Source organism: Pedobacter sp. Leaf250, from assembly GCF_920984735.1.
GTDB lineage: Bacteria > Bacteroidota > Bacteroidia > Sphingobacteriales > Sphingobacteriaceae > Pedobacter.
The window spans coordinates 147,499-163,906 of sequence record NZ_CAKLBU010000012.1 but is presented as its reverse complement, the minus strand read 5'-3'; the positions used below and the strand labels follow the sequence as shown (position 1 = coordinate 163,906).

Here is a 16,408-nt window from a genome sequence, read left to right as displayed (position 1 = left end):
CCTTTTTACAATCATTCGACCTTAAAAATAGTTTAAGAACTTAAATGTCACAATCTTTGCGCCTCGGAAATACCAACAACATGGCTAGTAAGCAGCATTTTTATCTTATACTAATTTTAGGTTCATTAGCGGCACTTGGACCCTTTTCAATTGATATGTATTTACCTGGTTTTGTAGATATTGCAAAAGACTTGAAAAGTACAGAATCTACAGTTGCCTTATCATTATCAAGTTTTTTTATAGGCATATCAGCTGGTCAATTATTATATGGTCCTTTGTTAGATAAATATGGGCGTAAAAAACCATTGTATTTTGGCTTAATACTTTACATAGTTGCTTCATTTTTATGTTTGGCTGTTACCGATGTAAATCAGCTGATAGTTTTGCGTTTTGTTCAAGCCATCGGAAGTTGTGCTACTGCAGTTGCATCAGTAGCCATGGTTCGCGATTTGTTTTCTGTAGAAGAAAGTCCGAAAGTATTTGCCTCCCTGATGTTGGTTATCGCAGTTTCGCCGATGCTTGCCCCAACTGCAGGAGGTTATTTAATTTCCGCTTTAGGCTGGCAGTATGTTTTTGTATTCTTAGGTATCATGGCAATTCTAATATTATTGGCATCAATATTTAAACTTCCTGAAAGCTATAAACCCGATCCTACCTATTCATTAAAACCAAAGCCGATTATAAAAAGCTTCTTAACCGTTTTAAGAGAACCACAGTTTTTAACTTATGCCTTAATCAGTTCAATTACTTTTTCAGGTTTATTTGCTTACGTATCTTCCTCTCCGCAAGTTTTTATGAAGATTTATGAAGTAAGCAAAACTGGCTATGGATGGATTTTTGCATTGTTATCTGTATTCTTTATTGGGTCAAGTCAGGTTAACAGTTTAATTTTAAGATGGTTTAACAGTAAGCAAATTGTAACCTGGGCACTATTGGCACAATGCTTATTCAGTTTAATATTTTTGGTTTTCGCGTTGAATGATTGGCTAAATTTATATTCAACAATTGGTTTTATCGCTTTATTTTTATGTTGTTTAGGATTTATTAATCCTAATGCAGCAGCTTTATCTTTAGCGCCATTCAGTAAAAATGCCGGTAGTGCATCAGCTTTAATGGGCGCTCTACAAATGGGATTAGGTGCTTTAGCTTCTGTAATGGTAAGTTTATTTAGCGAACACTCTGTTGTTCCAATGCCATTGGTTATGACAGCTGCAGCATTTATCGCTTTGATGTGCTTAACAATCGGAAGAAGATTTATTAAAACTGAGATTGAAGCTTCTACGGAAAACACAGTTGTAGGGCATTAGTTTTTTAAAAAAAATATTAATCCAAAGTATGGTTTTTATGAAAATCCAACATTGTATAGGTAAAATAAATGATTTGAAAATTAAAGTTGTTTCCTTTTGGCGGCCTGCAGCCCCGCCATCCGCTACAATCTTTTTGTAACTTACGCCATCCTGAAGCTCAAAGCATTTATTTTATCGGTTGCAGATGTGTGATATTTTAAGTTCACTGTAAACAAAAAGTATTTTCACTCCTGTCGGGTTTAACTATATCAGTTTGGTAATTCTTCGGATAATTTTCCATGCAGACTGCATAATGTAGTTCATTTGAAATCTTAATTGGAAAAACTAAAATCCTAAAATTTTTAATCTTGCCATCCTCGTTAATTTTTCAACTTCACAATTAATTTCAAATTAAACTGTCGTCCGGTTAAATAATTTGGAATCGCATATTGCACATTGTCAACATCTTTAAGCCACAGGTAAGAAACAGTATTGTCGATATTTAACATGTTGAAAACCTCGAAAAATAAAATTACAGAATTAAAATTTCTATCTAAAAACTTCGGTTTGTGTGATGCTGCATCATCCAAAAAATCTTTAGAAAAACCAATATCAACGCGTTTGTAAGAAGGAACATAAAATTTATCCAAATATCTCGGCGTTTGTGATGGACCAATTGGCAAACGCGAACCATAAAGTGCATTCAAATGGACCTTGTAAGTCGGACTATTTAACAATTTATCCTGAAAGAAAATTGAAAAATTCACCCTTTGATCGGTTGGTCGCTTTAAATAACCAGGATAAATTGTTTCACCATTTTGAACATAACTATCACCAATAATATCTTCGTTGGCATGCATAACAGACATCCGGAAGTATGAAACCAAATCCTTTACAAATTCTCCGCCAATACTAAAATCTGCTCCGTAAGCATAACCTCTGGAAACTTCATTTGCTAAATATTTAATCCGAAGGTTATCAATTTTATAAGGAATTAACCTGTCCGAATATTTAAAATAAGCCTCAGAAGTAAATTTTAAACGCGTTCCAAAGGCATCAAAAGCATAATCGTAACCTATAGAAGTATTATAAGAACTTTGCGCTTTTTGATCAATATTCAATATTCCGGTAAAATCACGTATAGTTCTGTAAGATGGTGGCTGTTTATAAACCCCTGCAGTAAACCTAAGTATTTTATTGTTTGAATTTGGCCGATAGGCAATTAACATACGCGGACTAATCAGCAATTGCTTACTTAAAGAATTATAAGTTGCACGAGCACCCAACTGAAGTTCTGCGTAATTTGAAAGCGAGTAACTATCCTGAATATAAGCACTATAATTTTTAATATTAATGTTATTTTCTACATTAATTACATTCTGTAAAACGATATTTTTAGAATTATTTGGCAAAATATATCCAGCCGAATCAGTATAGTTGTACTCATTCAAACGATCATCATAGTTAGATTGATCAAACTTGAGCCCCCAAGAGAAAACATGGTTATTAAAATTTTGGTCGACCTTAATTTCTGAAGCAAAAATCTGCGTATTCAAGCTATTACGACCGTAATTGTAATAACTACCAATGCCTTTATTTTTACTTACAGGTCCAAAGTTTTCAATGGGGAAGCTGTTATCAACTTCATCGAAAATATAACTCCCATCAATATCAAAACGTTCTCGTTCTATAGTATTGAAATAACTATTTATAAACTTAATAACCTGATTGGGCTTTGGAGAATAGGTTGCCGTTACCGCTGTTCCTAAAGTTTGGTAATCATCAATTTCCTGACCTGTATAATCAACATCTAAGCGTAATGTAGTGCTTAATGTGCCAAATTGGGTTTCACGGTTTGTAGGTTCTAACTTAAACCGACCTAAATTTAAGTTTCCTAAAACGCTTATACTAAATTTTGGAGAAAAATCATATTGGTACATCAACTGTGCATCAGCGAAATTTGGATTGTAGCTACCTTTTTCATCTTGCTTGATTAATACGCTTGAATTGTTTTTATAACGTAACCCCGCAAGGAGAAAACTTTTTTTAAAAATCCTTTTTGCAGTTAATGAAGTATTTAATAAACTGGTGCTTAAAATCGTTTGGTTACTATCCGGTTTATCATACCTAATATCCAGAACTGATGAAAGTTTATCGCCATATTTGGCTTCAAAACCACCAGCAGAAAACTTCGCTTTGCTTACCAATTCGGAGTTTATAAAACTTAACCCCTCCTGCTGTCCGTTTCGAATTAACACGGGCCTATTGATTTCTACATCATTAATGTAAATCAGGTTTTCATCGAAATTTCCTCCACGAACACTATATTGGGCACTTAACTCATTATTGGTAGATACACCAGGCAATGTTTTAAGCATAGTTTCAAAATTCCCGGAAACCAATGGCACCGAGGCAATATCTGCAATATTGATAGTGGTAGTGTTGCTTAATTGATTTTGTTTATTCGTAATATCTACCTGTTCCAGCTCATTTATGTTAGCCATTAAATTAACTTGTTGGGTAATTCTTGCGCCAGAACGTTCATTAAATTTAAGCGTTTGCGGTTGGTAACCAAGTAACGAATACTTAATGCTGAAAGTTTTTGATTTTGAGTAAATGGTATAAACGCCAAATTCATCTGTTACGGTAGATTGCGCCTGACCCAAAACAATAATGGTAACTTGTGATAATGGTAATTTCTCCTGATTGTAAACTATTCCTGAAACTCTAACCAATGGTTGTGCTTTAGCTAGGCTATAACCCGCAATTAAAAGGAAAAGGATTAGCCGAAATTTGAGCATTTTTTAGTATCAAGATAAAAGTATCAGGTATTAAGAATTTCTGGCCATTTTATGCCCTGACAATTAATCAGTTATACGGCTAAACACCTAAACCACTTACAGTTAGATTTTTCATTTGAGAAATCGTTTCCATTGGGTTATCAGTAGCAAAAATCGCATTTCCAGCCACAAATGCATTTGCACCAGCTGATACTAATGTAGCGATATTTTGTAAACCAACGCCACCATCAACTTCGATAATCAAATCTTCATTTACGCCTTGAATCAAACGTTTTAAATCCTGAATTTTCTTGTAAGTATTATGTATAAAAGCCTGCCCGCCAAATCCTGGATTTACTGACATAATCAGAACTAAATCTAAATCTTCGATCACATCTTGTAATAAAGTAACTGGCGTATGTGGATTTAGTGCTACTCCAGCTTTACATCCAGATGCTTTTATGAGCTGAATCGTTCGGTGCAAATGAGTACAAGCCTCATAATGAACCGTTATTCTATCGGCACCTGCTTTCGCAAATTCAGGAATAAATTTATCAGGTTCAACAATCATTAAATGAACATCCAAAGGTTTTGTTGCATGTTTTTTAACTGCTGCCATCACAGGGAAACCAAAAGAGATATTAGGCACAAAAACTCCATCCATAACATCAACATGAAACCAATCGGCCTCACTTTGATTAATCATTTCGATATCGCGTTGTAAATTGCCAAAATCGGCTGAAAGTATAGATGGGGCAATAATGTATTTCATTTTTATCGTGTTGACGTTATTGCGAGGTACGAAGCAATCTTAATGCATTAATACTTTATGAGATTACTTCGTGCCTCGCAATGACGAATTGATTATTTATTTAACTGATATGGCAAGTTACAAAACAAGTCTGAAAGTTTTAAATCAGAAGAACTAAGTTCGCTTTAAATAAAACAAAAAACCCTTCCAGTAAAACTGAAAGGGTTTTTATATAAGCTAATTAGCACATTAGTGAATTAGCTAATTGAATTAAGCTTGTGGCGCAGCTGGTTTTTCAGGTCTTGGTAATAAAACTTTACGAGAAAGTTTCATTTTACCTTGCTTATCGATGTCTAATAATTTAACCTCGATTTTATCACCTTCTTTCAACACACCATCCATAGTTTCTAAACGCTCCCATGAAATTTCGGAGATGTGTAGTAAACCATCTTTACCTGGCATAACCTCAACAAATGCACCAAACGGCATAATTGATTTTACTTTACCCTGGTAAACTTCACCAATTTCTGGCTTAGCTACGATGTTACGGATACGAGTTACAGCAGCATCAATTGCAGCTTTATTATCAGCGAAAATTTCTACGATACCTTTACCATCAACTTCTTCGATAGAGATTGAAGCGCCAGTTTCGCGTTGCATTTCCTGGATGATTTTACCTCCAGGGCCGATTATTGCACCAATGAATTCTTTCTCAATAGTAATAGAAACAATACGTGGAGCATGTGGCTTCATATCTTCATTAGGCTGAGCAATCGTTTTCTTCATCTCGTTTAAGATGTGTAAACGACCATCCTTAGCTTGTAATAAAGCTTTAGTTAATACTTCGTATGATAAACCATTGATTTTTAAGTCCATCTGACAAGCAACTATACCATTTTCAGTACCTGTTACTTTAAAATCCATATCTCCTAAATGATCTTCATCACCTAAAATATCAGAAAGGATTGCATATTTACCAGTTTTCTCATCAGTAATTAAACCCATTGCAATACCAGAAACTGGAGATTTAATTTTGATACCAGCATCCATCAAGGCTAATGTACCAGCACAAACTGTAGCCATTGATGATGAACCGTTAGATTCTAAAATATCAGAAACAACACGGATTGTATATGGATTAGCTTCGCCTTGCGGTAAAACTTTTTTCAACGAACGTTGCGCTAAAGCACCGTGACCAATTTCGCGGCGACCAGCACCTCTGTTTGGTCTAACCTCACCAGTTGAGAAACCAGGGAAATTATAGTGCAATAAGAATTTTTGGTAACCGTTAAAGAAAGCACCATCAATCATTTGCTCATCATCTTTGCTACCTAAAGTAACTGATGTTAATGATTGAGTTTCGCCACGTGTAAATACAGCCGAACCGTGAGCAGCAGGTAAATAACCAACTTCACTCCAAATCGGGCGAATTTCTGTAGTCTTACGACCATCTAAACGAATACCTTCATCTAATAACAAATTTCTAATCGCATCGTACTGAACATCATGGTAATAATGTTTAGCCATTGCTTTAGTTAAATCTGCAGTATCTTCTGGCATCGCCTCGAAAAACTCGTTAATAATTGCAGTAAAGCCAACTTTACGCTCGTCTTTATTCGAACCAGATTTTGCAACAGCATAAACTTTATCGTAAGTATCGGCATAAACCTTTGCTTTTAAATCAGCATCGTGGTCTTCGTGGCTATATTCGCGTTTTACAGTTTTGCCTGTAGCTTCAGTTAATTCAACCTGAATGGCACATTGAACTTTAATTGCATCATGTGCAAATTTTAAAGCCTCAACCATTTCATCTTCCTGAATTTCATCGCACTCACCTTCAACCATACCGATATCGTTAGCCGAACCAGCAACCATAAATTCTAAAGTTGCACGTTCTAAATCGCTAGCATATGGATTGATTACCAACTTGCCATCAATTTTAGCAACACGTACTTCAGAAATTGGACCATTGAAAGGAATATCAGAAACTGATAATGCAGCCGATGCAGCTAAACCAGCTAAACAATCAGGCATGATATTTTTATCAGCAGAAATTAGTGAAATCATCACTTGAGTATCCGAGTGATAATCAGATGGGAACATTGGGCGTAAAGCTCTATCTACCAAACGAGAAATTAAAACCTCGTAATCAGATAATCTTGCCTCGCGACGTAAAAATCCACCTGGAATACGGCCGGTAGCCGCATATTTCTCTTGATAATCAACCGATAATGGTAAGAAATCAGTTCCTGGTTTAGCACCTACAGTAGATACAACCGTTGCTAACAACATGGTATCACCCATTTTCACTACAACCGAACCATCAGCTTGTTTAGCTAATTTACCAGTTTCAATTTCTACAATTCTGCCATCGCCCAAATCGAACGATTTTTTTATTACATTCATTTAAATAGAATTATGGTGTGTTTTCCTCTTTCTACACACCGTTGTTTATATATGTTTTTGTTTTTGCAAACGAAGATAAGATTAAAAAAGCCTATCTATAATAAATCCCGTTAAATAATTTAACAGGAAATGTAAAAAGCCATCCCCTAAAGAATGGCTTTCGATTGATAAAATTCGCTTATTTTTGTTTAATGATATCACGAAGCGATAAAGCTTTAATGATAGCACGGTAGCGCTCAATATCTTTTTTGTATAGATAAGCCAAAATACCGCGGCGTTTACCTACCAATTTTTGAAGTGATAACTGTGTAGAGAAATCTTTACGATTTTTCTTTAAGTGTTCTGTTAAGTGCGCAATACGGTATGTAAATAACGCTACTTGACCTTCTGCAGAACCAGTGTTGGTTTCTACTTCGCCGTGTTCTTTAAAGATTACAGCTTTTTTCTCTGGACTTAAATACATTCTTGAATAATATTAAAGCAATAAAAAATTAATTAATTGTGCCGCAAAGGTAAAGCTATTTTCAATCATAAGCAAGTGCGATTTGCAAATAGAATTTTTAAGCTAATCGCTTGATTATTTGGAAAGCAAGGTTCCGTTTTTCATAGGTTACTCCTGCCCCGCCCTCGCTACAATCTTTTTGCCATCGTACTTCCTTTGTCGTCTTTGCGAGGAGGAACGACAGCCTGTCCCGACCAATCGGGAAAGCAACCTCATTCGGAAAGTGCTGCAAAAAGGATTTCCGCTAAGTCGGGTTTAGAGAGTTTAAGATTGTGCAATAAAGTTAGTTTTCCCTTGCAATCGTTCAGATAAAACAAATACCTTACTTTTGCACAAAACCTCTACCCTTGGAAAAGAATCAATTTAGCATTTTCGAAAGCGAATTACGTGTCCGTCCTGATGATATAGATATGTTTAACCACGTTCATAACAGCAAATACTTGGATTATGTATTGGCGGCACGTTACGAGCAAATGGAAAAATTCTACAACATGCCATGGGAACACTTCACTAAGCAAGGCTTAGGTTGGGTGGTAAGCCATGTTGATATCAATTTCAAACGCCCACTTTTAATGAACGATTTAATTTTAATTAGAACAGGCATTTTAACCATGCATGATAAAGGATGCTCTGTTCAATTCGAAATCATTAATAAGAAAACTGGCAAAGTAGCATCTGATGGGATTTTCGATTACGTATTAATTGATTTAAATACCAGCCGCGGAACAAAAGTGACTGAGGAAATGATTAAGGCGTATAGTATTTAGTTAGGGGTTAGAAGTCTGAGGTTGGAAGATATGGTTTTTCAGAAATATCCCTGTGCCGAGGTTTGTGTCCTAACAAGCCGAAACACAAAACTCTCATAAAATAGAACATTTAATTCCGTGACTTCCCTTTTTCCGTGGCAAAAAAAAATAATTAGCAATCAAAAATTTATTTATCTTTGAGCTATCAAAAAGATCCGAGCCATGATAGTATCTGCAATCCGTTTTAGGTTTTAAATAACCGAGGATTCCCTCTCATTTCAATTTCAGATATGTGCAGTTAACTGCCTATCTTTTGGTTTATTCATCACATTTCAATATATTTTTTATGTCACAGTCAGTAAAGACACAGGGCAAACTATCTTCTTTTTTTGATTTACTTGTACAATCATTAAAAGGCAACGAAGTTGATTTAACTTCAATCAGTATTAAACGGGCAATTATTTTATTAGCCATTCCGATGATGTTGGAAATGGCGATGGAGTCAGTTTTCGCATTGGTCGATTTATATTTCGTTGGGCATTTAGAAAACAGCAGCCACGCGATACAAACCGTAGGTTTAACAGAATCGGTTTTAACTATTATTTATTCATTAGCCATTGGATTAAGCATGGCTGCGACAGCAGTAGTTGCCCGGAGAATCGGTGAGAAAAGTCCGGAAGCGGCGGCAAAAGCTGGTATGCAAACTATCGTAATAGCTGTAGCGGTTAATATCCTAATCAGCATTGCGGGATTAATTTATGCCAGAGATATCCTTTTATTAATGGGTGCTTCAACCGAAACTGCCGACCACGGAACTACATTCGTCCGAATTATGATGGGCGGAAGCATTATTATCGTTTTATTATTTCTAATCAATGGAATTTTTAGAGGTGCTGGAAATGCCGCAATCGCCATGCGAAGTTTATGGATAGCCAACATCGCTAACATTATCCTCTGCCCTATTTTCATTAACGGTTTCGGACCAGTTCCTGCATTTGGTTTAACAGGCGCAGCAATTGCGACAACGATTGGCCGTGGCTTGGGAGTAGTTTATCAGATGTACAATTTGTTCAATGGCAAGAACGCTTTAAAAATCCGAATTAGTCAATTCATCCCTGATTTTGAGCAAATTAAAGCCATTGTAAAAATTGCTGCTCCAGCCATTTTTCAATTTGTAATTGCAAGTTGTAGCTGGGTATTTTTAGCAGAGTTAGTGGCAACCACAGGTGGCGATGAGGGTTCGGCAGGTTATCAAACCGCTTTAAGACTGATGATGTTTTTCTTATTACCAGCTTGGGGTTTAAGTAATGCAGCCGCAACTTTAGTGGGACAAAATTTAGGTGCAGGCCACATTGATAGAGCCGAACAATCCGTTTTTCAAACCTTAAAATACATCATCATTTTTATGGCGGTGGTGAGTGTTGTATTTTTAACCTGCGGCCATTTGTTTGCTTCTTTCTTCACCTCAGATGTAAAAGTGATAGAAATTGCGAGTCGTGCTTTGAAGATTTTAAGTATTGGCTTTGTTATTTATGGTTCGGCAATGGTTTTTAGCAGTGCTTTTAATGGCGCCGGCGATACCTGGACGCCAACAAAAATCAATATTTTTGCTTTTTGGTTGTTTCAAATTCCACTGGCTTATTTCTTGGCGAAATATTTAGAAATGGGTCCGACTGGCGTTTTCATTGCCATACCAACTGCCGAAGCTGGTATTGCCGTTGCAGCCTTTATCCTATTTAAAAAAGGTAAATGGAAAAAAACAATGGTTTAAGTTGATGAATTGAAAATCTATATAAGGACTAATTAATGAGATTTATCTGGCTCTAAATAGATTAGAGCCAGATAAAAATCTATTTATGCCTTAATCCAACTTTGTGACCTTTGATAGCAAAATAGATAATGTATAAATAAGCAGGAACCATTGCCAATAAAAACGCATGTTGGAAATCGATGTGCAATTTATCTTTCAAGAAGCCGTAAACCAATGGCCAAATTGCGCCACCTGCAATACCCATAATCATAATCGCAGATCCAGTTTTCGTAAATTTGCCTAAACCTTTTATTCCTAATGGAAAAATGGCCGGCCACATTAAAGAGTTTGCTAAACCAAGAAGCGCTACGGAATAATAAGAAACGTAACTAGTAGTGAACACAGAAATAATAGTTAACAAAACTCCTGTAAGTGCACAAATTCTAAGTGCCATTTGTTGAGATACAAAACGAGGAATAGTCGCTATTCCCAATACATAGCCAACGAGCATACATATTAATGTAAAGGAAGTAGAAAAGCGGAGCAGGTTGGCATCGATATTTAGTTCGCGGCCATAAGTATTTATAATATCGCCCGCCATCACTTCGACGGCTACACAGCTAAAAATAGCTAGCGCTCCTAAAAATAAATGTGGATATTGAAAAATACTTGTTTTAGCGATCACACGAATAGATGGATCATCATTAGCTAAGATTTCATCATCATCTTCGGCATTAACCTCAGGTAAATTCACGAATTTAATCAGGACAGCAAAGAGTACAAAAACAATCGCCAAAACAATATAAGGAGTATGAACACGCTGTAAAAGTTCATCTAAAATTGCATTTTTTGCATTTGGATCAATTGTGCTTTCTAATTTAGCGGTAACTTCTTTAGCATTATCTAAAAACAGTATTCCAAAAATTATAGGTACCATAACACCTGCGCCTTTGTTACATAGCCCAGCTATAGAAATTCGGGCTGCTGCACTATCAATTGGCCCTATAATACTTAAATAAGGATTTACTGCTGTTTGTAAAAGTGCCATTGCAGATCCTTGAATAAAAATCCCTGCTAAAAAAAGACCAAAACTTCTATTATCTGCCGCCGGAATAAAAACCAATGAACCGAGGCCTAAAATGATCATGCCTAATACCAGACCATTCTTGAAACCTATTTTTTTCAAAATCCATGAACTTGGCAACGCTAAAAAAAAGTAAGCGATATAAGATGCAAAAGTGACAAAGAAAGCCTGTAAATCAGTTTTGAGGTTTAGTGCGAGTTTTAAAAATGGAATTAATGTTCCGTTGGCCCAAGTTACAAAACCAAAAATAAAAAACAGTGCACAACATATTATCATCGGTAATAATGCAGTTCTCTTTTGCGTTTCAGGAAGATTGATCATTTTTATAAGGTTATTTGTTCGGTTTGTTTAGTTGATGAGACCAAACTAAGCAATTAAATTATAAATTTTTAACTCAAACGTTTGCGTGATTTTCAATGGACAAGAATTCATAATACATCAATTGATTTGACCAAAATTATTTGCCTGCATAATTTTTAGAAGAAATTGAGAGAAATTGCATTAATGAAAGCTTTGAATAAATAAAACTTATTATCATGTTTTGAATTGGCTTTTTATCTTAAAATATATACAAGAATAATTAATTCCCTTATAAATCAATACAGTAGCACTTTTTCATTATTTTTATTTGCATGGGATGTATTGTAACCCTATATTTGCATCACTTTAAACAAAACAGACAACGTTTTTAACAAAGTAGATTCCGTAGCTCAGCTGGTAGAGCATTACACTTTTAATGTAGTGGTCCTGGGTTCGAATCCCAGCGGGATCACGAAATGCCTCAATGCAAATTGGGGCATTTTGCATTAAAAAATATTTGCATTTAATTCCAGGACCTTCCATGAGAAGCAAATGGGAACATTTAATATGAGTGTGGGAAATTTTAAAATTTCCCACACTCATATTAAATGTTGTTCTAAATTATCTTTCCAAATTACAAAACCTTTGAATTCATCTGTATAGTCATGTAAAACACGGCTAAAGTTTATTGGTCCGGATTCTATATATGATGCCCTTCCCCCCTTGCGTATTTTATACAGATCATTATCAATTTCAAGGAGTGCACTTTTAAGCGCTATGATATCTTTTGGAATATGCCAGATATAAGTCGCTTCGTCCGTATCCAAGGTTTCCATAATTATATGATATTGTTCAATTCCCCCGATAAGAAAAACAAATGCGAATGGACTAATGACAAATCTCAGTTTTAAGATATTGCCACAATGCTGTTCAGCGAGATATTGGAGATGCAGCTTATGCCTATAACTACCTTTGGACAGGACATCCTGAAGCAATTCTTCGCCAGAATCATACAGCGTATTGGAATCACTGATATTTAATTGGGATATTTTATCGCCCTTGCCTAGCACGTTTGATTTCATTAAAATATTCCTTTCGGCAAAGCGGAAACGAACACCATCTACAACTTCTCTATTTAATTGTTGTAGGTCTTGCGAGGTTGCGGATTTGGCCACAATACCTCCATTTTCGATGATGATACAGATAGCTGCGGCTATCGATTTCGTTTTTAGAAACTTTTCAAAATATGGCTTTAATACTTCAAATTCAGGGCGGATGTGGATGTTTTCTATATCGAATGATACTTCATGTCCAACTTCACGGATAGGGGTACGAAACCCGATACTACCGTATAGAAAATCAAGCGATTCTATGGTTATTTTAAGCTTACGTTCTATCACCTGATCAGCTAAAATGCTTTTTAAGTTATTTGTTTGTTCTACCGGCTCATCCTCTTCAATCGGGTCGTCAAATAATGTTCGGTGTTTGATCAACTTTTTGTAATAGACATTTCGTTTCAAAAACATGGCATTCAGATAGTCTATCTTGATATCACGGTAATCATAAATGATGGGGGTTAACTCAGAACGCTGTACCCGACCGATATACTGGATCAGTTTGCCTTCAAAGGAAAATGGATAAACCAGAAACAGACATTGGGCATTATGAAGATCGGAACCCTCACCAAAATACTGCCCAGTGGTAATGAGCACCTGATAGTTTCCATCCTTTAACATTTTCCACTTGGTGTTACGGCTAGCTTCAGAATCATCACCACTCAAAGTAACCGTCTCATAGGATTGCTTTAAATATTGTTGCAATGTTTCGATATGTTCTTTTCTTTCTGTAAGGATTACGATTCTTTTTCCTGTATTTAGTTGAAATGCTAAATCTTTTAAAATGAGTTTATTCCTATCTGCATCATGAACCAATATATTTGATAACGTTTCAAAGCGATCTGTTTTCGCATTAAAAGGAACATCCAGTGCTGTGTTCCTAATGATTATTTCTGGCTGTTTTGAAATCCCTAAATCAGCAGATTTCAGTTCGGAAATTATTTCACCCAGATGGATAAAAATCAGTCTGTCATCACTGTTCTTTCTGAAAGGCGTTGCAGTTAGCCCGTATAGATAATAAGAATGGAAATGCGAGATGGCATCCTTAAAAGTTTCGGCAACAATATGGTGGCATTCGTCAACGATGATGGTTCCAAAAGCTCGAACCAACTTTACTACATCAGGTTTTTGCAGTTCTTTCGCAAGACTTTGTACCATGGCAATTGTAACCTGTTCTCCAATTGTTGCCTTCCCTTGCCCAATCTTACCGATATCCTGTTTGGGGATACCTAGAAATGCTTCTATCCTTTCAGCCCATTGATCGGCCAATTGTTTACGATGAACCACTATCAGCGCTGGCTGCCGTTTATCCGCAATAATTTTTAGCGCCACCACAGTTTTACCAGAACCAGGCGGTGCAACGATTACGCCAATACCCTTTTTAGCAGCAGCTTCTACAGCTGGAAGTTGATAGTCTTTCAGAGAGGCATTAAAAGAAAATCCTATTGCGGGCAGTAATTTACGACTGTCGTTTAGTTGATATGGGATATTATGCTGAATACAATGTGTAACCAACTTCCTGATAAAACCTTTAGGGATAATGGCACGTCCATTTACTTCCTCGATGAACCTGAAATATCTCTTGGTACCAAACGTACTTCGTCCACTGTTCTTTTTAATGATGAAATCCGCATTGAAGATGTTGAGCTCTTCTTTTAGAAAATGGGTTAATGCGGGACTTATCTCTTTGCTCTTTATTTCGATTGCATTTGAAAGGGAGATATTAAGCGTTCCAGATGCGGTGGCTTCTTCTACTTTTGAATTGGTTAATGAAAAAAATATTTTATCCAGTTGGATGGTAGAGATCCGCTCAATACTTTCGAGAAACTGCCACTGGTCTACATACGCCAAAGTAGTGTTCTTATCAATAAAACAACTGTTTCCAGCTTCCATTGCTGTTTTATGAAAAGGCATGGCTATCAGATTTCCAAATCCCTTTCCCGAAAGCCTATCCTGATTTGGGAATAATCTGTCGAAGCTTGAATTTTTATCAAAGGCCGAAACCACACCTGATTTTTCAAGGAGCGCAAGGACAATACTTCGACTCTTAAAAGCGGCATAAGCCTTATCAAAAAAAATCCAAACATGACCGCCATTTCCAGAACGTGAGCGCTCCAAATAAGCTGGAATTTTGTAGTCTTCACATACTTTGATGAAACTTCTGCAATCGTCCAACCAGCTATTCTTATCAAAATCTGCTGCAATTAGCCAAGAACTATTATCCTGTAATAGTGGATATAAACCAATCAACTCCTTTCCTTCAAGGTGTCTCTGGACTTGATCATTGGTTAGTGAAAGATAAGTTACAGGTTCTGAACTTGGAGAACCAGAAGGTTTTTTGTAAATTCTATTGAAATAAGGATCATATAACTTTGCAGGCATATAGCCACTTTTGGCTCCCTTTGTCCAATGAATGGCAAAAATATCTTCACGACCTCGAAATAGAGATTGGTATAATAATATTCTGGCTTCTTGTGACGAGCGACTCAATCTTTTAAAATTGTTTTTTATTCAGTTTCTCTATTCAACTGGTCTTCGATTACTTTTCTCAATTCTTCTTTGTTGGGTAAATACAACTGGTATTTTTGTACAAATAATTGTGAAGACACATTATGCATAGCATATTGTATTACCAATTCGTCTTTTTCTTTTGCTAAAACAATTCCTATAGGTGGGTTGTCACTTTCGGTATTTTCTTCATTTTCAAAATAGCCCAAATACATATTCATTTGCCCTACATCCTGGTAATTGGCTTCTTCTCTTTTTAAGTCTATTAGCACAAAGCATTTTAATATACGGTGATAAAAAACCAAGTCTACATAGTGGTTTCGGTTACCTAGTGTAATCCGATATTGTCTACCAATAAATGCAAAACCTTTGCCTAGTTCTAATAAAAAGCTTTGCAGATGAGTAATTAATCGTTGCTCTAAATCAGTTTCAGATAATTGGTAAGGCTCGGCTATTTTAAGAAATTCAAACACATAAATGTCTTTTAAGATATCAGTTGGCTGTGCTACTATTTGTCCTTGATGTGCTAGTTTTAAAATGCCTTCTTTATCTTTTGATGATGCCAAACGTAGGTATAATGAGCTATTTTTTTGACGAATCAATTCCGTTGTGCTCCAGTTCTCTAATATGGCTTGTTGCTGGTAAAAACTACGTTCTAACGGGTCGTTTATTTTTACTAGTTCGCAAAGGTGTGTCCAAGTCAATTTGTGAGGAAGCTCCTCACAAATTGGAAAGCATACGTAAACCAACCGCATATAATTAAGGTTGCTACGACTAAAACCCTTTCCATGAAGCTTATTTAGATCTTTTGATAAATTTTCTAATAAGGCCTTGCCATAGGTGGCCTTAGCTTTACCACCCTGCTCAAACTCTACTATGTGTTCTCCTATTTGCCAATATGTAGTTAACAACTGGTTATTTACAGCCCTTAATGCTATTACCTTGCCATTGGTATAGGTAGTAGAAATGTTGGCTATTAAGCTTCTATATGCCGTATGTATGGTTTCCATTGTAAATTATTAACTCCGTTATGCCGCAGCGTTTTAAATTTGTATAGCGTGTTCGCTCATGGTTTCAAGAAGCTCTACAGAAACGACAGGCATTAAAATCGAGAAAGTTTTGATGTGGTAGCGTTGAGCCAGCATTATATACACCCTATTACGATTTCATCAACGCAAAG

10 protein-coding genes and 1 tRNA gene are annotated in these 16,408 nt (G+C 36.0%); 4 read left to right on the top strand and 7 right to left on the bottom strand.

Going from position 1 to position 16,408, the window contains the following annotated elements; all coding sequences use genetic code 11:
- The first annotated feature begins 80 nt into the window (after window positions 1-80).
- Complete coding sequence (locus tag LUA91_RS12700) at window positions 81-1,307, top strand: multidrug effflux MFS transporter (protein ID WP_231426427.1); 1,227 nt, start codon at window positions 81-83, stop codon at window positions 1,305-1,307.
- 359 nt (window positions 1,308-1,666) lie between these two features.
- On the opposite strand, the gene LUA91_RS12695 is transcribed toward LUA91_RS12700, so the two are convergent.
- The 4 genes from LUA91_RS12695 to rpsO form a co-directional block, all read right to left on the bottom strand.
- Window positions 1,667-4,087, bottom strand: coding sequence for a TonB-dependent receptor (locus LUA91_RS12695; protein ID WP_231426426.1), 2,421 nt, complete (start codon window positions 4,085-4,087; stop codon window positions 1,667-1,669).
- Between the two features lie 79 nt (window positions 4,088-4,166).
- Window positions 4,167-4,838: a ribulose-phosphate 3-epimerase gene (rpe, locus tag LUA91_RS12690; RefSeq protein WP_231426425.1), complete on the bottom strand. Its 672-nt coding sequence runs from the start codon at window positions 4,836-4,838 to the stop codon at window positions 4,167-4,169.
- 249 nt (window positions 4,839-5,087) lie between these two features.
- Window positions 5,088-7,223: a polyribonucleotide nucleotidyltransferase gene (pnp, locus tag LUA91_RS12685; RefSeq protein WP_231426424.1), complete on the bottom strand. Its 2,136-nt coding sequence runs from the start codon at window positions 7,221-7,223 to the stop codon at window positions 5,088-5,090.
- Window positions 7,224-7,401: 178 nt separating this feature from the next.
- Window positions 7,402-7,686 (bottom strand): 30S ribosomal protein S15, encoded by a 285-nt coding sequence (gene rpsO, locus LUA91_RS12680; protein ID WP_055913898.1) that lies wholly within the window; start codon window positions 7,684-7,686, stop codon window positions 7,402-7,404.
- A gap of 386 nt (window positions 7,687-8,072) precedes the next feature.
- Here rpsO and LUA91_RS12675 point away from each other — a divergent pair, with 386 nt between their 5' ends.
- The gene (locus LUA91_RS12675) at window positions 8,073-8,492 is read left to right on the top strand and encodes a thioesterase family protein (protein WP_231426423.1); all 420 of its coding nucleotides are present in this window, start codon (window positions 8,073-8,075) and stop codon (window positions 8,490-8,492) included.
- A gap of 325 nt (window positions 8,493-8,817) precedes the next feature.
- Complete coding sequence (locus LUA91_RS12670) at window positions 8,818-10,242, top strand: MATE family efflux transporter (RefSeq protein WP_231426422.1); 1,425 nt, start codon at window positions 8,818-8,820, stop codon at window positions 10,240-10,242.
- A 79-nt stretch (window positions 10,243-10,321) separates the two neighbouring features.
- Here the strand turns inward: LUA91_RS12670 and LUA91_RS12665 are convergent, their stop codons facing one another.
- Entirely contained in the window at window positions 10,322-11,626 is a 1,305-nt protein-coding gene (locus tag LUA91_RS12665; RefSeq protein WP_231426421.1) for a sugar MFS transporter, read from the bottom strand.
- Window positions 11,627-12,004: 378 nt separating this feature from the next.
- Between LUA91_RS12665 and LUA91_RS12660 the strand changes: the two genes are divergently transcribed.
- Window positions 12,005-12,077, top strand: a tRNA-Lys gene (locus LUA91_RS12660).
- Window positions 12,078-12,204: 127 nt separating this feature from the next.
- Here the strand turns inward: LUA91_RS12660 and LUA91_RS12655 are convergent.
- A complete protein-coding gene (locus LUA91_RS12655) occupies window positions 12,205-15,210 on the bottom strand; it encodes a DEAD/DEAH box helicase (protein WP_231426420.1) in 3,006 nt (1,001 codons plus the stop codon).
- 17 nt (window positions 15,211-15,227) lie between these two features.
- Window positions 15,228-16,238, bottom strand: coding sequence for a YhcG family protein (locus tag LUA91_RS12650; protein WP_231426419.1), 1,011 nt, complete (start codon window positions 16,236-16,238; stop codon window positions 15,228-15,230).
- Window positions 16,239-16,408: the final 170 nt, after the last annotated feature.

Bases quoted from the DNA above. Each gene is read 5' to 3' on its own strand.
- LUA91_RS12650 (WP_231426419.1), bottom strand. From the start codon at position 16,238: ATGGAAACCATACATACGGCATATAGAAGCTTAATAGCCAACATTTCT.
- pnp (WP_231426424.1), bottom strand. From the start codon at position 7,223: ATGAATGTAATAAAAAAATCGTTCGATTTGGGCGATGGCAGAATTGTA.
- rpsO (WP_055913898.1), bottom strand. From the start codon at position 7,686: ATGTATTTAAGTCCAGAGAAAAAAGCTGTAATCTTTAAAGAACACGGC.
- LUA91_RS12695 (WP_231426426.1), bottom strand. From the start codon at position 4,087: ATGCTCAAATTTCGGCTAATCCTTTTCCTTTTAATTGCGGGTTATAGC.
- rpe (WP_231426425.1), bottom strand. From the start codon at position 4,838: ATGAAATACATTATTGCCCCATCTATACTTTCAGCCGATTTTGGCAAT.
- LUA91_RS12700 (WP_231426427.1), top strand. From the start codon at position 81: ATGGCTAGTAAGCAGCATTTTTATCTTATACTAATTTTAGGTTCATTA.
- LUA91_RS12670 (WP_231426422.1), top strand. From the start codon at position 8,818: ATGTCACAGTCAGTAAAGACACAGGGCAAACTATCTTCTTTTTTTGAT.
- LUA91_RS12665 (WP_231426421.1), bottom strand. From the start codon at position 11,626: ATGATCAATCTTCCTGAAACGCAAAAGAGAACTGCATTATTACCGATG.